Source organism: Bacillus cereus group sp. BfR-BA-01330 (genome assembly GCF_022663885.1).
Classification (GTDB): Bacteria; Bacillota; Bacilli; order Bacillales; family Bacillaceae_G; genus Bacillus_A; species Bacillus_A cereus.
The window spans coordinates 304,356-324,823 of the sequence record NZ_JAKUGK010000008.1; the positions used below are offsets into that span (position 1 = coordinate 304,356).

Here is a 20,468-nt window from a genome sequence, read left to right on the forward strand (position 1 = left end):
TAATTTTAAGTCTAAGAAATGTAATAACCACCTACTAAATTAACTTGTAGGTGGTTTTAAAGTTATTTAAAATTAAATTTAATTGTTGTAGCCTGTAATTTATAAAAATAATAAAGTTGGTTAATTCTTCTTCAACTAATGCCTCTTATTGAAAAAAGTAGCTTGCTCCATTTACTAAATTTTCATCCTATTTTACATATCTTAATCTGCCTCAACATCTTTTTCACCTAAATTTTGAACAAATCTTAATAGATAACCATCAGGGTCCATAATTAAAAATTCTTTTTGCCCCTTTAATTTAGTATCAGCTCTATACCAATTCTCTTGAATACCAAATTTAATTGGATACTCGTTCTTTTTCAAACTATTATATAGTGGATCAATATCATTTATGATAATTTGAAAGTTAATTCCTCTTCCGTAGGGATAAGATAACTCCCCAGTACTCCAATGATCATTTACTTCTTCAATCATAATCTGGCAGTCATTTAAAGACAGTAAAGCAAACTTATCCTCTGGTCTTTGATATTCAATTTTAAACAGGAGAATTTCCGAATAGAAATTTAAACTTTGCTCTATATCTGAAACTGATAGCTCTGGTATTAATGCATTGAGTTTGTGCAAAAATGCTTCCCCCTTTGTTTAAGTTATTGATTATTATAACACTTACTATAAATTCTTCTTCCATTAAACTACTTCGTTAATCCTAAAAGAAGTAAACAACTTAATTATTTTTTAAAGGACTTTATTATAAATTAAACAACTTTATTATCTCTACACACTTTTAGATGGTACGGCATACGACCATTGCTAAAAATATCCCCTACACAAATTGTCCAAAGACTTGTTTCTATTTCAGTTACGATATTCATTTTATATTCTCCTCTATAAATTAATAAAAAAGACATTGAACAAATACGTCCAATGTCTTTTTTCCCTCTTATATACTAGTTAACTCAAAGTATAATTTTTCTGGTTTTCCATACATGTTAATTTCATTTTGATATACGATAGCTAATTGCTGAGACATCTCAACGCTTTCCACATAGGATAATGAAGTAGCTGCTTCTATTTTTTCTTTAATCTCATTAGGAATGGCTGAGTAAGATAAGCTATCCATTTTACTTCCTAATTTAGTATCTGTAGCAGCTTCATAATAAATTTCGGTAATTAAGACCTCATTATCATCTGGATCATACATATATCCTCGGTTAACTGTAATCATATTGTAGTACTCCTCTCAGGTTTACATTTTCTAATTCCTTGTGCTTTTAGCATTGCAACAAGTTCTTTATGTATATATAAATCTCATATTTTCTATAACTTCATTCCATTCTATCTTTACTGTACTATGTCTCTTTTATGAATTGTTCTTAAAAGTGGAGAGTTCAGAAATTCTTAACAAAATTAGGATATGATAAGGTCCTGGATTTGGTTGTAATTTCATACCGCTTTTAATATTCGATATTCTCTAAATTCTCTTTTTTACAGTGTAATAGCGTAGACCCAGGAGCCTTTTTCAAACCTGAATGTATCAAGAGCTTTATCTATACGATAGAAAACATTCGGTTCATGCTCTGAAACTACTGCAAAATACATATAAACTGTCCCTTTACCTATATATTTAATTCCCTCAATTGATAAAGAGAACATACCCCTCATAAGTTGTTTACAATATAAAATCTCTTTTAAATTTTTTTCAACATCCATAATATACACCTACTTTATTAAATTTATGGTAGTAAATTTGCTATAACACAAGGAAAATATACTATTTTTTGACGATGATAAATTCCCTCTACGGTTTCATAGATTGCCATATGCCCATAATCTACCTTTACCCGCTCACGCAAACCTAATAGTTGAATATTAACGTACTCCACTTCACCATATTCACTTTGCGCTTCCATTAAATAAAATCCTACTGCTTCATATGGACTATTTGCTGCAATAATTTTTATAGCAAGATTTAATCCATAACTAACCTGAAAAAAATTCATTTGTAATTCCACCTTCAATATAGAAAAAAGCACCTTGAAAATGTGCTTAAATTCCTCTAATTATTCTTTTATCCCAAATGGTCTAATACATATAGTTCCTAACTTAAAGACAACACAAAAAGGGCTTCTTTAAGTCGATTAAAAATGTGCATAGCAAAATAAGCTATATATACACTAATCGGCTCAAAGAAGCCCTTTCACAATTGAAACAAGACACAACTTGCTTCTACAACTCAACCACAACACAATAAGGTGTGGGAATAAACGGAATCAATTAAACAATAAATATACGTTTATATTAATCTATTTTTATATGATATTCAATTGTTTTTACTAGAATGAAGATAAGAAGGGACCTTCTATGCGGTTGTTATATGTATTAATAATAGCTCCCTTGTTTCTCCTGCTGAAAATCCCCTCTTATTTTCAGTTCTTGCTATTAGTCCATGTACTGCATTTCAAAATAAAGTTTTTCTGGCTTTTGATTTTGCTCTAAATAATAAAAAATATCTTGAATAGTTTCTTCTTTTACTTCCATACTTTCCATATAAGACATACTTGCGTTTTCTTGGATCTTTTCAAAAATAGAAGTAGGTAGCTTGTCTGCAGTAAAAACGCCCATTTTACTTCCTAGTTTTTGTTCCGATGCAGCGTTGTAGAAAATTTCGTTCACAATGACCTCATTATCATTTGGATCATACATGTACCCTCGTTGTATACGTAGCAATGTGTTACCCCTTTCAAATATATTCCTTTACACAAATAGCTATATTTTTATATATTGTTTTTTCTGTATAAAGGTGTCAAAGAATATTATTTCGTAAAATCCGTAATTTGTATAGGGGCAGATACAGGATAATTAATTTTCTAAAGTGTTTTTAATGAGAAGACTGTTTGCTACCAATTTGAAATGGTAATTATGACATTCTATTTTCTTTTTATTTGTATATGTTAAAATAATGAATATAAATAATATTTTATGTAAGTATAGGAGGATTTATGAAATTATACAAAATTATTACTGCTATTATGTGTTTTGTAGTATTAGCAGCGTGTTCAGTATCTAAAGAAGAATATATTGAAGCAATAGCAAAGGTAGGACATGAATCTGGTGAAGAGATGGAGAAGGCGAGTGACAAATCTCTATCATTTAATGAGAGAAAAGAACATGCTGAAAAAGCTATTTCCCTCATTAATAAAATTCAAAAAATAAATGCTCCTTCTGAATTTAAAGAAGCACATGAAGACTATAAAAAGTACTCTAAAATGTTAATTAATGAAATTAATAAAATGCCAGAATTAACCAGTAAATCAACCAATATGTTTGATAACACTAGCGAAAAAGATTTAGATGAAATGTCTAACTACTCAAATTCCTTCGAGGAAAAATTAGGTGAAAATGCACGAAACAAACTTCATGAAAAAAATAGAGATTATAGACGTATTACTAAAGAAGAATATATATCGATTGTCTCTAAGGAATTAAAAGCATTTCTTGCTTGCTTTAAAGATGATAAACCATTTGCGAAAGATAAAAAATCTGTACAAGCTCTTATGAGGCAAGCCCAGGAGCATCTTGATAAAGTGTTAACTGCAATTCCGCCTAAAGAATTAGAAGAAGAAGAAAAAATATTTAGAAAAGCTGGGGCGAAATTAAGGGATGCTACAGATATACTTTATTTTGATCCTACTATGGAAGAAGAAGATACACTAGATAAGTTTAATAGTCTATATCACGAGGGTATACAGTTACATAATGAATTTATGGAAAAACTACTTAAAAAGGTTTAGCCTACATTACGAAATTCTAAAGCTTATATAAGAAAACTAGCCACCCCTTAAGAGTGCAGGGGTGGCTTAGTTTGTTATGAATAACTTTGTATTTAATTGTTTAATCTCCCCTTCTGCAAGGGGCTCATAAAATGCATGTTGCAATCCTTGTATGTGCAAGGTTTCTCCTATACATAACAATACTTTACCAGGGAGCAGGTCGAGTAATAGTTCATTATTAATTTGCTTTGCTTGGTTTTCAGTAGAAACATATATAACTAACACTGTAGGGGTGTTTCCTAAATCTTGCATAATAACATCTTTTCCTGATTCTACGAAATCTTTCCATCGAGCAATAATTTGTTTTAAACGATCCTTTTTATCTGTTAGTAGAGTGGAGTATACAACGAAATTAAATATGTGATTTACTCCGCCTTGCACTGCAAAACTTAAAGGAGGGGTAAAAACCCCTTTACTAATAGAAGGATGCATGATATGACCTAAAAACGATGGAGCATAACGCAGATGGCAGATTAAATCTATATCGTGCCAATAACGTAGGTGAACATATTTACCGTGATTATCAATTCGTTCTGGAGCAAAGAAGAACATATTTCCTTGCCAGTATTTTAAGAGTTTATAACCATTACCGGATAACGTATACGTTTCTTCAAAGATCTCCATATCAAAACTCTCCACTTGCCATTTTTCAATTAAACGGTAGTAAAGTAATCCTTGAAGTGCATCATTTATTTTCTTACGTGAATATTTATTCTTAAATAAATATAATAAATGATTAAATCGAACGGATGTATGAACACCGATGAAAGCAAGTACGGTATACTGTTCTTCTGTTAAACGCTGCTTAAACTTAACCAATTCGTCAAAAGAATGGAATACATAGGTTTTATCCAGTTCATGTATTCGATATATTTTAAGTCCCTGTACATCCTCACTTGATAAATGAGGAATAGAAGGGACATAAGTAGGCAATTGTTTCTCTATTGTACGCATAGTCATCCATTAAAATTGGAAAATTGACGAATTAGTTTTTATACTTTGTCCCTGCGGATAATTTAGGATACGGACTGTACCTTTTCTATTTTTGGCGTCGATATTAAGCAGCTCACATGTAACAATCGTTTGATTTTTTGCATCTTCTACAGTTGGATTGGCAAGATTACGGCTCTTAAGTCCTTTAAACTGAATTCCTGGTGCAACCTCTACGAAAATACCCGCAATAGCGTCTACCCCTACAATTTTACCTACAAATCGGTCACGGCGTTTCTTTAGTTCTAACAATTTTTCAATTGGATCTGTTTCTAGTTTCTTTTTATTTCCTCTAAATTCATAACGGCCATTCTTTTCCCCTACTTTATCGATGATAAGTTCAACAACATCACCAATGACAATATCCTCCGGACGAACGAATGTATAGGACCAGTGTGAGTATCTTACACCTATTGTTACACCATGCACTTCAACTAAGACCGTTTGTGCAGATGGGATATGTCCTGAAACGGTTCCTGTGTATACCTTGTTGCCCTCTTGTGCTGTTACTTCTTCATATAATCTTTTTTGAAGTGCCAATTCCCCTGCTGTGATAGATACAACAGCAAAGTTGCCTTCCTCCGTTTTCTGGAAGTGTTCAATGATTAAAGGCTTTGTTCTACCAACTAGCCATTGAGGATTTTTAGGAACATTTATACCTGCCTCTGTAATGGGACAATATGCTGTTGTATGAGTACCAATTTGCATTGTAAGTACTTGTATACGCTCAGACTTTCCGTTTTTAGTTGGGAATAGCTTTTCAGATACGACTGTAATCAAGCCTTTTCCTACAGTACGCTCACGTTTCATACGGGCTAATTCCTCTAGTTCATGATCACGTACTCGCTTAAATTGATTAAAGTTTGTTTCTAACAACGTGTCACCTTGTGGATTCTCTGTTTCAAAAGCCATTCCAAGTTCTTCTACAGTTTGAGTGTTTGTCTTATCTTCTGCCATTATATTTTCCTCCTAGAACGTAAAAAAGGACACACCTGTACCGTTGGGATGGTACGTAAGGTGTGTCCTTCACGTAAATTATAATTTATTTATATAGTTAATAATACAAATATAATGGTATCGCGTGATTTTTGCAAGTATAAAATTAGTTTGAGTTTAATAGAAAAATTGTTAGCAGAAATATTATTAAATCTATAATACAAGTTACAGTTACATTAAGTGGAGAAATAAAAAACAGTAATAATCCTTGGTATCCCAATATTTGCCTTTCGATCTTTATATATAAAGTTTTAACAAAATGTTCCATTTTTGATATAAATATGTTATTTTTTGGTTGAATAATAATAAAGGAGGATGATTTATTTGTTAAAGAAAAGCGTAATAACGAGTCTATCAGCTTCATTATTGGCAATACCTATTTTAGTAGGGTTTACTCCCTCTGCTTCAGCTGAAACAAAACCTCAAAACTCATATGAAATTGAAATTTTAGATGAAAATGCTGTATTAAATCCAGCAAATTTCGGTATCCAAGATCCAAAACCTTTATGTGCTACTTGTAATCAGTATAAAAGTAGTATTGTTTCTCAATCCTTAGTTTCTAGAACGTATAAGGGAACTGTTACATTAAGTAGTACTTCGTCAGTTACAGGAGAGATATCATTTTCGTATAAAGGAGCTACAATTAAAATTGGAGGCTCTAAAGTGTATTCATCAAGTCGTCAATTCAAAGATTATACTGTAGTAAAAGATTATCGTATAAGAGTTAAAACATATAATCCAATTGGACAGCTTATTTCTGACGAAACAGTGAATAAGAGAATTACTACTCTTGATAGAGTACCAGTTTAAAAGAGAGCCCTTTGTAAAAAGGGCTCTTTCAAATAATACTGGTTAAGTTCCATAGACAGTGGATAAAAAAGGGTGCTAATAATGAATTTGTTTTTTTATATATAAAGCTAGTTACAACACTCAAGATAAATGGGAAAATACGATATTCCATTGGGATGCTATGTAATGATGCAAAAATAATGGATACTATGCAGACACTAAGCCAAAATGGTATGTAACAATCTAATGTATCTAATACGATTCTTTTAAAAAACATTTCTTCCCAAAAGGGTGTCATAATAGCCACCCCTAAAATAAATACTGCTATGTGGGACATGGATGTAATCTGTATTGTTTCGGAATCTATTGTTTGATTTATTATAGAGATCAAACTCCCTAACTGTGATAAAACAAATACAATGATATATCCCCCAAATACATATAAGTAATTTTTAAGGTCAGTAAAAAATGACCAATGAATTTTTTTTAGCATATACTGTCTTACTTTTGTAGGGAGAAAAAACATTATCAAAAAAATCAGGGTTATTATAAAAGAATCATTCATTTGAGTATATATTGTAATATTAAACAAGTATTCAAAAAATCTCAAAAGGAAAACTACGCCTATAAACATTAGGGTACAGTGCAATAAATTATTAGATTTTTTGATATTTATCAGCCTCTATTCTATTAATTTCTATTTGTGTATATTTTTTACATAACAATTGATTTTATTTTATCATATTTTAAGTAGATGGGTCTTCTAAAAATTATATAAGTTAATCGAGATGTAGGATTTGAATATTAAAGAGTTAGCTTTCGATATTACCAAATATATCATCCAGGCTTTTACTCATAACATTTGATGCCTTGGTTTTTGGTTCCTCATTTTTATTAAGTAGTGATTGTGTATTGTTGTTCTTGTTATTTTGTTGAGCTTTTAAATGCTCTTGGCGCTCTTTATAACTCATACGCTTATATTTATGCTGTTCTTCGTTACCTTCAGTGTTCTCTATTTACTCAAATGCAAGAATAATTTTTAAATCATAATTTTGCTATAGGTTAATTCAAAATCTAGAATGCAGCCTTACTAGGGGGACCGCTAGTATTTCGGAAAAAACCACGCTAAGAGTATGCAAAATTTTATACAATTTTTCGAGTAATCCAGTAACAAACGAGAAACCTAAAACCGTGCCATAATAGGAATGTATAAAAAGATGAATAGCTTTATAGAAAATAAAACAGGGGATTCCTTCTGAGAGTAAGGATTCCCCTGTTTCCTTGCTACCAATAATGAGACGTTATGTTAACCAACCATGTATAGTGTATACAACCAAAAAGGCACAATACATAGTTTCTCCTAAATGGTATAATATGGTTAAAAACTTAGAGTATCTTGAAGAAGGGATAGGAACAAATGATTACTGAAACATCTTTACGTAAAAAAGAAAAACCATTAGGTGTACATACTCTCCTGCTTTATCTTGTCTTATTTTATATTGCTTGGTCATTAAAAGAACTTTGGTTAGTACAGTATATTCAATTATTTAACGATAACATTGCTGCCTTTTTGAGTGCTTTTGTAAAAATATCAGTTTGGATTGTCCCTGTTTGGCTTTATATTAAATACTATCATTATCGGAACCCTATAAGTTACATGAAGCTAGATGTAAATCTTCGTCGGGGTGTTGTGTGGGGAATCCTCCTTTCTTTGTTAGTTGGTATACGTTTTACTATAGAGATTTATTTAATCAATCATCAATCCTTTCATTTCATTTTACCTCTGAATAGTTATTTAAATGTCTTCTTACTGGCAGGATTAACAGAGGAAATTGTATTCCGTGGTTTTATTCTAAATGAGTTACAAAAGCGTTTTTTGTTTTGGAGAGCCAATGGAATTACGGCTGTTCTTTTTTTAGTCGTTCATTATCCAGTTTGGCTTTATCGCGGGGAATTTTGGGATTTATGGTCTCATTGCTATGTGTTATTACTTGGATTGATTTTTGGTTACGTGTATAAAAAGACTAACTCTTTATGGTCCGTCATTATCTTGCATTCATTTCATAATTTATTTGTGATTATAAGTTATTGAATAACTTCCGACTTCGATAATTATGTAAAACACAAAAGTCCTCCAGTTAAACAATCCAGAGGACTTTCAATAGTTTTCTAAGTTATCTTCCAAATACACTCAATCCTAAATAAATCAAACTATAACTAATTAAAGCACTTGCAAGCATCAAACTTATTTTTAATAATTTATCTTTTATATTAGGCTTTACTTCACTTATAGGTTTTCCCTCTATAAAATCAACTATTTGACGATAAGTTTTTAAATTATGCTCTTTTTTTATGTTTTCAACTTGCTGTAATGAAAACATAAGCAAAACCGTAAGTACCACAGGTATTATAAGACCATAATAACCAAAAAAGTAAAATACAGGTGCAATAGAAATAGGAAGTATAATCATTAATGCTAACATGATGTAACTCCACTTAAAGAAAGTTGATTTTTGAAGTTCTTCTTTCATGATCTTTACATCTCCTTTAACTAAATCATCCAGGGAGACATTAAAGAGAATACTCATCATTAGTAAATTATGAATATCTGGATAGTTCCTTTCATTTTCCCAGTTAGAAATAGATTGCCTGGAAACATGAATTTTTTCTGCTAACTTCTCTTGGGACATGTTATCCCGTTTACGAAAGTATTGTATCTGTTTACCGATGTTCATTTATACATCTCCCCTAAATTTGAGGTTAAGTTAAAGGCTAATTAAATACTACCAAATATCTTTATAATAAAGGGATTTTAAGATGTAAAAATGTTTTATCATGCGAATTTCCCTTTATTTTCAGGTACAATTACTGATCCGAATTAAGAAACTGCTTAAAAAATAAGCCTCTTTTGGATAGAAAAAGTTTGCTTTTACTTCCTAAGCCAAAAATAAAATAAGCTGCCTATAGGGGTAGCTTATTTTATTTTTGGCTTAGCGTGATTTTTCTGAAATGCTGACTATACCAATACTAGATTTAATTTGAGGTTTACAAACTATTAATCAAAGAAATTATTTAATTCCTTACTCATTACGTTCGATGTTTTTTGCTTAGGTTTCTCAATTTTATTAAGTAGCGACTGCGAAGTGTTATTCTTATTTTTTTGCTGAGATTTTAAGTGCTCTTGGCGTTCTTTGTAACTCATAGGTTTATATTCGGGTTGCTTCTCATTATTTTTCGAATGATCTTCTCTATTTTTTTCTAAGTTTTCTTGAACTGTAATACTAATAGATTCGTAAACTTTTGCTACATCTTCATCTAGCTTGTTTTCTTCGGTTTGATTAAGCGTTTCTTCAATTTGAACCGTGTTGATTTCTACATGTGTTTCTTCTGGTTCTATTATTGTAACGGGAAGTCCATCAGATGGGAATTCTTCAAACAGCGGTTCAATCTCATCAGGAATCTCGGAATGAATAATAGAATCTTTATTCCAATCTTGCTCTAACATAGTAATAGATAATTCTTTTTTTAGTTCTGCTACCTCCATGTTTATTTCATAGCATTCTTCCATAGGAGGTAATTCTATATCTATGGTTTCTTTAATATCTTCTTTCACGACCGGTTCTTTTATTTCAGAGCTTATACTTTCTACATGTGTTTCTTCCGCTATTACTGGCAATTCACCATTTCGTTGTAGGGCTTCTATTAATCTCGATGCACGTGTATAACTAATTTTAAACGTGTCTTGTAGTACAGAAATAGAGATACTTCCCGATTCCTTCACAAAACTTAAAACATCGTCGTATAGAATATCCTTAAAGGAGCTAGTTTCCTCTTGTTCGATTCCTTCGCCTTCAATTGGAATTGCTACTTCCGGTGAAATAGTATTGTCAGATGAATGAGTAGTAATAACACTTGTTTCTTCTGATGTACTACTATTATTTGAAATTAATACTTTACGAGGACCATCCCCTGTGTAAGAACTTACAACTAGATTTTGTTCTAACTTCTCAATATATTGCATAGATTTCATGTAGCTAATCTTGAATTTTCTTTGCAGAAGAGATGGCGAGACTTGTTGTGATTCGATAATAAATTCCTTAATATCTTCATACAACTTATTTTCAATTTCATCACCGACATTTCCCTGCTGGCTCATTTCTGCAGGATCATTAGGTAGAGTTTCATTTTGAGACTTGTTTTCCTTATAATCTTCCAATGATACAATGTGTTGTTGCTCCCCATTTATTTCTATAGAGTTATCTTGCTCCATCATAATCTCTTGCATAGATGACAAAGGTTGTATTTTCTTCATGTTCTCTGCGTCTACATGCTTCATAGGATTTGCTTTTGCAATAGATTCATTAATAAGACGAAGACGTTCATTTTCCCAATATCGGCCCATCCCTTCATCTACCTGTGTAATAGCTTGAGCAAATTCTTCTTTTGGTACAAAGTTACTCGTAATTTGTTGTACGGGTTGGACATGATTGTCTTGTACAATACGAGCAGCACAGATGAATGCACCTTGTGCCATGATATCTCCTGGTGACATAACAACTTCTTTCGTTTTTTGATAGGTTGATCCTAATCGACTAACTGGATTCTCTTGCATAGGAGAAATGCCCTGTTCGGATTCCGCCTCTTTAAATTCCTCTTTCTCACCAAACATGTCAGAGAAGATTTTTGCATCATATGGTGTCACATCGCCAAATATCATTTTGTTACGGAATGAACCTAATAAGGTAAACATGTATTGTTCTGTGAAGTCGAGAGCTAATTGGGACAGTGTTTGGCTAGCGATTGTTAGAATTACTTTATATTTACGAGATTGGGCAGGGAATTCTTTAAACGGCCGCACAACATAATCCGGGAACTCATCAACAATTATATGATGGTAAGGTGAGACGTTTGGTTCTCTACGGAATACCGCATTCTGCATACTCAGCAATACAAATTTTCCTAATACGTTAGAAAGGTCTGCTAATTCCCCTTTTGCAGTATTAACAAGTAGAATGCCACCCTGCTCTAAATGGACATCGAAATCAAAATCAGATTTTCCAAATAAAACACGTCGTATTAAAACGTTTGAAGCTAAATCTTTTAATATGTTGCGTAAACCTTTTACATATTCTTCTTCTCTGTCATAATGCATTGGTTGTCCGCGGTATTTTCCTGATTTATAAACCGCTGCTTCACCTTGAAAATCCATTTTTTCACGAATGGTATTATCAAACCATTCATCAATACCTTTTATAATTTTATATTCATTTTTTTGGTCACGTGAAGCAGCGCCACTTTGAACAAAATCATATAACTTTTCGACCTGTACTTTTAATAGTTTTTGCATACGGTGAACACGTTCTACATCGTCATACATCTCAATCAAATCGTCGAAGGTAACATCTTTTTGTGGATTGTGAAGCTTTAATAAATAGATATGTTGTTTAAGGTGGTTACGCTGCGCTTGTTCAAAGAATGCATTATTAGATTCAGACAAACCTTGAATAACCATTGCGAAAACCTCTGCAACTTTATCAACTGGTCCCCGCAAAATGTTTATATTCTTGGTATCAGGATTAGTTGGATCAATGTAATAAACTGAGCTTGCTGGGATCTTATGTGCTTGTACTAACTTAAATACTTTTTGACATAAATCATTACTAGGTTCAATAACAGTGACACCATTTAAAAATGTTCCTTTTACTTCTTCTGTATCATAATCATTCTTTTTATACGCAGTTTTAAACTTATTTATGAAACGTACCATCCAGTGTAAATCTTGATTTATCATAGGAATAATTAAACTAGATGTTTTACCAGAACCAATTGGACCAATAATGATACCATTTAACGTTCTATCTTTTCCTTTAATCCGGACCATTTCTTTATGTTCAATATGCGGTCCAATTTCTACATCAGGATATATTTGTTCTTCTTGGTTATTAAACCATTTTTGTAATTTGTGATTCTTATATTCGTATTTTTGTAACCACTTTAATATCTCTTCTCGGTAACGAACAATATGCCCACTATACCAAAGTGTAAACAAAATCATAAATACTGTTGGTAAAAATACAAAAATCATAGTGAGTGTGTGGAAATTGCCTGTTAAGACATGACCTAAGGCTTCATACTCACCAAAATTAAGATGTTTTGATTTATCCGTTAGATAAGGAACAACCTTTGCATGGATTGGAGCAGTTGCAAACCATAAAAATTGAATATCGACCGCAATATGAGAAGCAATCAAAATTATTAATTTACCATTCTCTACATGCAAAGCTGGAATACGGCTGTAAAACCTAAAGCTAAATTCTCCTAGTAGTAAAGAGAAGAACATTAAAATAAGAGGTACATATGTAATTTCTATAGGATAAGACGGTGGTTCAAATGCATAGTAGAGTAACTTGATGTAGTTTACTAAACCGAATCCAAATGAAAGAATAAATCCGCTAAATAAGCCGATTGTAGTAAATAACGGTAATCGTTGTTTAAATGTCTCCATATAGGCTCACCTACTTCTTACAGATATAGTTGAGCTTTATGCTTAAACTGGAATCGATTATTGAATTCTGGTTGGAATAGTTCTTTTGATTTTTCGAGAAAGAATTTTGCTGCATCTTCAGTTTGTTTTAAATATAAATCAATACTCTCTCTTTCACAGAGTTGATTGTATTCTTCCTGTGAAAGTACCGCGATATTTACCTCGATTTTTTTATCAGTTGCTGTTTCAATTATGACATCGTACCAATAGAAATTTGGTTTCCCTGGAATTTGGATATCTTGTAGAGAAACACTAAACGTTGCTCCCTCTTTTGTAATATGATTAAGGACTAGTTCCGGGTTTTTAAATGCTTCTCTAGCAGAGAGCACTTCCCCAGTAGTAGTTGCATATTGTAAATCCATTTTGATTTTCCACCTTTCTCCATATAAAAAAAGGCAAGCGACACCCACTGTAAAAACAGCGTGTGTCGCTTGCCTTAATTTCATATGTTCTGATTTGATTGTAGTTTTTAGTGTTTAGTTCAAACGTAATTCTATCACCTTAAATAATAAAAATCAATAAAATTGTATAAGAGTATATAAAAAATAAACAATTAATATAATTCAACAAGTTTGCGTCTTTTCGGGTGTATGTTATTTGCAGTACGCGCCATGATCTGTTCATCCGCGTCGATAGTAACACCTTCATTTTGGAGGGATAGCAGTAATACGTTGTCATAAGTGTCCATTAAAAGTATATCTCTAGCCTTTTTGCGCTTTGGATAGATTACAACAAGTGGTACCCCTTCATCACCTTCTCTTCTTGAAAACACAACATCGTCTAATCTAGCAATCATTCGGTAATCATTTTCATTCCCAAAAATAAAGAAGAAATCTTGCATAACATCTTTATCTCTCCTATACGTTCGTCTAAGACCACCATCTATTGTTTCCGTAAATGTTTGAACTTTTTCAACAAATGCATAACGCCAATCGACATCTCCTACTGTGCGTTGAGATAAAGGCAAAAGAATATCTTGTTCAAAGTTTTGGTTATCATCTATTCCTAGAATGATATCTGAAATAACATCTCCAGCTTCTTTCAAAGAGCAGATGTGCATATTTAGGTTTGGTAGATTCATTAAATGTTCATGATATTCTCGCATAGAAAATAAGAGATTTTTCATACGTACGTATGGTGGTTCTACATCTTGCGCAAGGAACATCGACTTGTCATAAAGAACAAAAACAACCGTTACATTTTTATCAGTTTTTTGCGCGTAATCTATGTACTTCCCTACTTTTTCAACTAAGGTAGCGTTAGTTTCTTTACACATATCCATCTCTATATAAATATTTTTATTATGATATGAAATGTGTTCATCAGGAATCAAAGGTAACTGAGTCTCTTGAATTGTCATGTTTTTCTTTAGGTAATAGGAACGGATATCTAACTCATTTAATATTTCATTACTAAATGTCTTTTTAGTAATAGCTAGTAGAGTACGTACAAAAACTTCACGTGCACATAAAGTATGAAGTGTAATTACACGTGAATATCTTTTTTTAGAAACATTCGGTGGAAGTTTTCCTATTTTTTGTAAGAATTCAATAGCTTTTTCTTTTAAAGAGAATGAAGCTCGTTTTGTTATACTATCCTCTCTTTTATCAATCTTTTTAGTTAGGATAGCGCCGTATTGTGAGTATCGATCTAGCTTTGTGAATATGCTAGCTTCTGAACATTCTCTTCTCTCAAATGCACTATATAACGTTGTGATTTGTCTTGTTGTAAGAGCTCTTTTGTAATATAAAACTGTAAAAACAAATATGTCTGCTTCTTTTAGATGAAAATATTTCTGGGTACCTGCCCTTTTATATTTATACACTTTCTGCGGCACTATATACACCTCTTATTTATAATTAAATTTAAACAAAATCAGTAGTATTTTATATACTATTACATCTAAATATTGATTGTAAAATAAGAAAAAATGAATTTGAGAATTTCTTTTCTAGAGATACCTATTCTTGTACCCCAAAGTTGTGGTGGTAATGATCTTTAAAAATCTATAGTAAATCATTAGCCTCATGGGGTTTATTAGATTCCCCTCATTGTTAGGGCGAAGTACTACTAGGTAACTAACAGTTACTCAGGAAAAAGTTACTAATAAAGTGATACTATGCCGTCCTAACACGAAGCCGATTAAGATATTAAAATTTTGATGGATTACAATTATTCAAAAATTATAAAAGGATTTTGGGAATCAAGGATGATTTTCTTTATTTATTATTTGATTGGATGTTTATTTTTAATACTGGTTTATCTTGGGGATTTAGTTTTTAGTTTCCCTCACCCGTGTTGAAACGGCGATTTAGTAAGAGGAAAATTAATGTTATTTCTATCTTATCAACGGTACATTTCAAGTACATTCATAGGTTTTGTATATTAATCTAAGTTCTATAGAATTCTCATTCACTAAATTGTAAACCTATGTAACAAACTTGAGGAACCGTTTTTTGTTTATATGAAATTGATAGAGTAAGAATGTTAGAAAGATCTAAGCAAAGTTTCAATTATTCTAATCTATAAAGTATTTAACTAAATAACCTAGTGATTTTGTGGATATGAAATTAACAATCATCCTTAATAAACTTTTAAAAGTTACTGAAATTGATAAGAAATCGGGTTCGTATATAGACCGTCTTTTTTTCATTACACATATATTTAGGTGGATCAGTAACACAATTAACATAACATTAACAATCTCTAATTTAACAAGAAGTGAACTGTGTAAAAAATGTAAGCATTTATCAACATAAATACATGAGTGTAGTGCAAATTATTAAAATGCAGGCGTGTTTCATCATTTATATGTAAAGTGTATATACAAAACTTATATATAAGCTTTGTATATACACTTTATTATATTTTGTTTATATATAAATGACAATTAAGAAGGTATTAGTTATTGAAATATATAGTGTTAAATATACAGTGTATATGTAAGTCGTATATATAAGGTTTATAAAGTTATAATTAGGTGATATATAGGTTTTTTGATGATGAAATAAAAACTTTTTTTATATTTTTATTTCATGTAATCATAATGGTAAAAAAAATATTATGAAAATGTAAATTACATGAAGTGTCAAATTGACATATCATATGTACGCTTTATATATACGTCGCATAGAAGAGGCTATGGGAAATATAGATTGTTTCTATTTGATGATATATAAAACTTATATATACACATTCTATATAAGTTTTATATAGAATGACTTGATATACGGCGTATAATGATGTACTATGTTTCTAGGAATAATTAACCAATGTTTTAGGGGGGGACAACTTGAACGAAATATTAAGTGAAAAATATCAAACAATTAAGTTTACAGATGAAGTAGTAAACATGTTTGCTGATATTCTTGAACAAGACGAGATACTATATAGTGTATTTCTATACATAGGAAACGTAGTAAATAAACAATTCCAAGAGACAAAATACATGAGGGGCATATCCATTAATGAAATAGTGGAAAATGTAGTTATAGACAGGCGAGTAAAGAAAAAAAAAGGGAAATCTTATTCACTAGAGGTTGAACGTACAAATATATCAAGACGTTCAGCTGAAATAAGTGTAAGTACATTATCATCAATGTCTTTAATTTATGAAAAGACTATGCATCCATATAAATTTTTAATCTCAACTTATAGAGGACAACAAGTACTTATTGAGTTAGGGAAAAGAAAAAAAAGTGAATAAGGAGAGATAAAATAATGGCGAAAAACTTCTTGAAGAATGAAGTGGCAGTTAAAATGACGATGGTTGGTTTTGGTCAAGCTGGTACTAGAATGGTAGACAAGTTTGCGGAGTATAAGCATACAGATGGGACAGCAGTATATAACTGCTTAGCACTAAATAGTAATGATGGAGATCTAGCTGAATTAAAAAATGTGCCCAAAAGCAATCAGGTTTCACTTAAATTAGGTGGCTTAGGTAAAAACCCAGAGCGCGCGGTTAAAGTTCTAGATTCAAATGAAGAAGCAAAAGAAAAATTAAAAGACTTTATCACTGAACGTGTAAGACCATCGGATGAACTTGTTCTATTTTTTGCTGGATTAGGTGGAGGAACAGGAACTTCTACAATAATTAAGGCTATTGAAGAATTTTCGGCATTTCATAACAAGCCGATAATTAGGAAGGAGTTACAAAAGGTTGCACAACAATATCCAATGGCTGAGATTAAAGCAAATCAAGCAAAATTTGCAAGAATAGCCTTTGAAAATGCTATTGAGCGTAAAGATTTTATTAAAATGGGAATTGTGGTGACACTTCCTGTCCGAGCTGATGGGCCAGATGTACTACGACAAGTAAATAAATTTTCACAAGAGATTTGGAAACTAGCAAATGACAAATCTAAAGGTGTAGCATTTGTAGTATTTGCTGATAACCAGCACTTTTATGATGAATTTAAGGAATTAAATGAAAATGAGAAAAAAGGTATTGCTAATTCAAGAGACTATGCAAATCAACGGATTAGTGAGATTATTCATGAGTTAAACACTGCTGCTAATGGTTCTGGTACTTCTGTAATACTGGACTCTCAAGACTTTAAACGTATTTTACTTGAAAAAACGGGCTGCTTAGTAATTAATAAAGTTTCTCGTAATATGAACCAAATAGAAAATAGTCATGCGATTATAGAGATGTTCCAAGAGTCATTAAGAGGAAGTTCATTCCACCATCCAATTGATTTAATGAAAAGAAATAATGATGGTTCTGTTGAAGCATCAAAAGTACATCATTTTGGTATGTTGGCTATTTTGGATGAGCAAAAAAACATTGATGATTCCTTTATGGATGACGCTAAAGTAGAAGTTTCAAATAATCTACCTATCAATGGTACTGTATTTAATGGATATCTAATAAGTAAAAATGATTTCTTAGGAAGCGTGTATACGTTCTATAAAACTGATGCGTTACCATCAAGGTTATCTAAAGGATTAGTAGAAGAATTTAATGAGTTTAAGGAAAGACAAAGTCAAATTCAATATACAAAGTCCCAAATTAGTACAATAGAGAGTATAGATGAGGATGAAGATTTAGGGTTTGCGTTTGGAGATTTTATTGACATGGGCAATGATGAAGATGAAAATTCTGGGATAAATGAAGATAATGAATTAGCAGATTTTCTAGATCCAGATAAGATGTTTGGTACTACAAAATAATAAAAAAGTCTGGATGTTTATCCAGACTTTTTTATTATTCTACAGCATTCATAAGAGTTTTTATATAATCAATAATATTATCTTGTATGTACTGCTCAATGAAGAGTTGCTTTTTACTCAAATCTTCCTCTTTTTTAAACCAACCTGCTTTCCTAGTACGTTCCTCTTCAGGTTTACTATTCCACAGATTTTCTGCTTGTTTTCTTAATTCTTGTCGTGCTCTGTGCTCAATAATAAAGTTATCCAGTCTATCTTGGCGTTGACGCAATTTTATGGTTTCTTCATCCTCTGGCTGTGGCAATTGTTTAAGTATACTCTCCACTCTCTCTTCATAACGAGACTCAATATGTTTTATTTTCTCTTCTAACTGTTTAGATACCATTTTTTCAATGATTTCTGCAGTAGCCTGAAGGTTTAATTCAGTAGATACCTCATTTGATTGATTCTCTGGTGATACAGGTCTTAAATCAAATTGGTGTGGTAAAAGGTCAATAATTGCATCTAAAGACCATTTTTCATCCCTTTTTAGCTTAATAAATAGAGCGATTTCAAGATCTAATGTATTATAGAGTTTTTCATTGGTATTTTGGGTTCTTAACGTTTCGTGAAGTCCTTTTTCCTCTAGAATATTGAACCAATTATAAACGGTATTATGATGACGTCCAACTAGTTTAGAGAATTCAGTTATTCGCCATGCTTTTTCAAAAACATTATCAGTTAATATATCATCATCGTTAATTTGATGGTCTTGTGATTCGTTTTTTTGTTCAATCATTGTAACTACCTCCTTAAAAATCAATGCATGAACACCCAATATGAAATTAACATGTGAACTGAAATTAACATGTTAGGCAGTATTGTGGTGATATTCATACAAATCCCTGTATATCCAGTGACTCATATGAAATGTGAAATTAACATGTTAGCATGTTCTTGTTGACAGAACATTAACTATAAATGCAAGAATATACTTGGTTTATTAATGTTATTATTAACTTCAAGTATATAAATGGCAATGTGCTATCAACGGAAATCTCGATCCTTTACATTAGCGAGACCAATGATAGTTGCTATGAGATTAACAAAATACGTTACTTAATACTAATGATAAGGAAATATAGTTGTTTTGTAAACAAGTTATAAGGAGATAATCATTGATATTGAGGAAAAAAGTAGACTTAATTTAGGGGATTTAAATTATAGTGTATAATTACTAGAAATAAAGATAATAATATTACTAAATTAGTAGTATGTTATGAGGTCAAATATAGTTAGAGTATAGGATCGTCATCAACATAAATAAACTATGAGATTCAATACCCACTCCATGCTGCATGGAATATTTGAGATGGTTTTATGTGGTTACGGTAATACTGGTGTTTTATAAACGTCCTAAAGACATCATTCATCTAATTTCAAACAACATGTTCCATATTATAGTAGTGCCTTCCTGTTTAGAGGTAATTTCAACTCATTGTTGACATTAACATGAAATTTAACATTAACATAGAAAGTACAATAAGGAAATGAATTCGTTTAGGTGTTAATGTCTTGTTAACTAAAAATCATTTTAGTCCCACAATATTTGTTGTTTGTTTCACAATATGTATCCTAGCGTATTGTGTGTGTGAATAAAGGGTATGAAATTGATCTATCTATCAGCTATTAGATGATACCATTAAGAAGACTTATAGTGTTATCATTAACATAAGATTGATATTTTTAAAATTCGCTATATCTATTATCAATTTTATATCAACCGAAATTATTAAATATTAACATTATAGTTTTTAAAAAATATTAATAGATGGAACTTTGTATTTCATTAGAAGTTTTATGTTTTTTTAGTAATTCATTCGTTGTAGTTTCAAGTTGCTGGTTCTCTAGCTATTTATAATATGTTCTACTAAGAAGTATTACTTTAAAAGGATAACAATTATATCAAATGGTAGCATGCATACAAAACACCTAAAAATATTGATATGACATTAACATTTTTCTTGTGAATTCCGATGACATGTTAATGTTAATCGATATGTCAATGTGACTGACTCTTTAAAAAACCTAAATTGTTTACATAACATTAATATCGCTTTTGATATTGTTTGGTTTTGAAAATTTGATTGAACATATATATTTTAAGTTTT

18 protein-coding genes are annotated in these 20,468 nt (G+C 31.2%); 5 read left to right on the forward strand and 13 right to left on the reverse strand.

Features of this window, described 5'->3' with window-relative positions:
* Positions 1-201: 201 nt before the first annotated feature.
* From MR112_RS23130 to MR112_RS23150, 5 genes are all read right to left on the reverse strand, one after another.
* On the reverse strand, positions 202-624 hold the full coding sequence (locus tag MR112_RS23130; protein ID WP_242245461.1) for a bleomycin resistance protein: 423 nt from the start codon (positions 622-624) through the stop codon (positions 202-204).
* A gap of 316 nt (positions 625-940) precedes the next feature.
* Positions 941-1,225, reverse strand: a complete 285-nt coding sequence (locus MR112_RS23135; RefSeq protein ID WP_242245462.1) for a hypothetical protein — start codon at positions 1,223-1,225, stop codon at positions 941-943.
* Positions 1,226-1,485: 260 nt separating this feature from the next.
* The gene (locus tag MR112_RS23140) at positions 1,486-1,710 is read right to left on the reverse strand and encodes a hypothetical protein (RefSeq protein WP_242245463.1); all 225 of its coding nucleotides are present in this window, start codon (positions 1,708-1,710) and stop codon (positions 1,486-1,488) included.
* 23 nt (positions 1,711-1,733) lie between these two features.
* Positions 1,734-2,000: a hypothetical protein gene (locus MR112_RS23145; protein ID WP_098481788.1), complete on the reverse strand. Its 267-nt coding sequence runs from the start codon at positions 1,998-2,000 to the stop codon at positions 1,734-1,736.
* 439 nt (positions 2,001-2,439) lie between these two features.
* Positions 2,440-2,703, reverse strand: coding sequence for a hypothetical protein (locus MR112_RS23150; protein WP_149215799.1), 264 nt, complete (start codon positions 2,701-2,703; stop codon positions 2,440-2,442).
* A 296-nt stretch (positions 2,704-2,999) separates the two neighbouring features.
* On the opposite strand from MR112_RS23150, the gene MR112_RS23155 reads away from it, so the two are divergent.
* Positions 3,000-3,791, forward strand: a complete 792-nt coding sequence (locus tag MR112_RS23155) for a hypothetical protein (RefSeq protein ID WP_098925041.1) — start codon at positions 3,000-3,002, stop codon at positions 3,789-3,791.
* Between the two features lie 66 nt (positions 3,792-3,857).
* On the opposite strand, the gene MR112_RS23160 is transcribed toward MR112_RS23155, so the two are convergent.
* Both MR112_RS23160 and MR112_RS23165 read right to left on the reverse strand, forming a co-directional pair.
* Entirely contained in the window at positions 3,858-4,784 is a 927-nt protein-coding gene (locus MR112_RS23160; RefSeq protein ID WP_242245464.1) for a hypothetical protein, read from the reverse strand.
* Between the two features lie 9 nt (positions 4,785-4,793).
* Positions 4,794-5,777, reverse strand: a complete 984-nt coding sequence (locus MR112_RS23165; RefSeq protein WP_242245465.1) for an RNA-binding protein — start codon at positions 5,775-5,777, stop codon at positions 4,794-4,796.
* A gap of 354 nt (positions 5,778-6,131) precedes the next feature.
* On the opposite strand from MR112_RS23165, the gene MR112_RS23170 reads away from it, so the two are divergent.
* On the forward strand, positions 6,132-6,626 hold the full coding sequence (locus MR112_RS23170) for an LMxysn_1693 family intestinal colonization protein (RefSeq protein ID WP_242245466.1): 495 nt from the start codon (positions 6,132-6,134) through the stop codon (positions 6,624-6,626).
* Positions 6,627-6,654: 28 nt separating this feature from the next.
* Here the strand turns inward: MR112_RS23170 and MR112_RS28990 are convergent, their stop codons facing one another.
* Positions 6,655-7,239: a CPBP family intramembrane glutamic endopeptidase gene (locus MR112_RS28990; RefSeq protein ID WP_370658496.1), complete on the reverse strand. Its 585-nt coding sequence runs from the start codon at positions 7,237-7,239 to the stop codon at positions 6,655-6,657.
* Positions 7,240-8,022: 783 nt separating this feature from the next.
* On the opposite strand from MR112_RS28990, the gene MR112_RS23185 reads away from it, so the two are divergent.
* On the forward strand, positions 8,023-8,697 hold the full coding sequence (locus tag MR112_RS23185; protein WP_242245467.1) for a CPBP family intramembrane glutamic endopeptidase: 675 nt from the start codon (positions 8,023-8,025) through the stop codon (positions 8,695-8,697).
* An 82-nt stretch (positions 8,698-8,779) separates the two neighbouring features.
* On the opposite strand, the gene MR112_RS23190 is transcribed toward MR112_RS23185, so the two are convergent.
* The 4 genes from MR112_RS23190 to MR112_RS23205 all read right to left on the reverse strand — a co-directional run bounded on the left by MR112_RS23190 (position 8,780) and on the right by MR112_RS23205 (position 14,986).
* Positions 8,780-9,340: a helix-turn-helix domain-containing protein gene (locus tag MR112_RS23190; RefSeq protein WP_044307473.1), complete on the reverse strand. Its 561-nt coding sequence runs from the start codon at positions 9,338-9,340 to the stop codon at positions 8,780-8,782.
* Positions 9,341-9,660: 320 nt separating this feature from the next.
* Complete coding sequence (locus MR112_RS23195) at positions 9,661-13,110, reverse strand: DNA translocase FtsK (protein ID WP_242245468.1); 3,450 nt, start codon at positions 13,108-13,110, stop codon at positions 9,661-9,663.
* Positions 13,111-13,127: 17 nt separating this feature from the next.
* On the reverse strand, positions 13,128-13,595 hold the full coding sequence (locus tag MR112_RS23200; RefSeq protein WP_242245469.1) for a hypothetical protein: 468 nt from the start codon (positions 13,593-13,595) through the stop codon (positions 13,128-13,130).
* A gap of 107 nt (positions 13,596-13,702) precedes the next feature.
* The gene (locus tag MR112_RS23205) at positions 13,703-14,986 is read right to left on the reverse strand and encodes a replication-relaxation family protein (RefSeq protein WP_242245470.1); all 1,284 of its coding nucleotides are present in this window, start codon (positions 14,984-14,986) and stop codon (positions 13,703-13,705) included.
* Between the two features lie 1,455 nt (positions 14,987-16,441).
* Between MR112_RS23205 and MR112_RS23210 the strand changes: the two genes are divergently transcribed.
* Positions 16,442-16,855, forward strand: a complete 414-nt coding sequence (locus tag MR112_RS23210; RefSeq protein WP_061655383.1) for a hypothetical protein — start codon at positions 16,442-16,444, stop codon at positions 16,853-16,855.
* A gap of 14 nt (positions 16,856-16,869) precedes the next feature.
* A complete protein-coding gene (locus MR112_RS23215; protein ID WP_061655384.1) occupies positions 16,870-18,321 on the forward strand; it encodes an FtsZ/tubulin family protein in 1,452 nt (483 codons plus the stop codon).
* 34 nt (positions 18,322-18,355) lie between these two features.
* On the opposite strand, the gene MR112_RS23220 is transcribed toward MR112_RS23215, so the two are convergent.
* Positions 18,356-19,096: a MerR family transcriptional regulator gene (locus MR112_RS23220; protein ID WP_048535743.1), complete on the reverse strand. Its 741-nt coding sequence runs from the start codon at positions 19,094-19,096 to the stop codon at positions 18,356-18,358.
* Positions 19,097-20,468 lie beyond the last annotated feature (1,372 nt).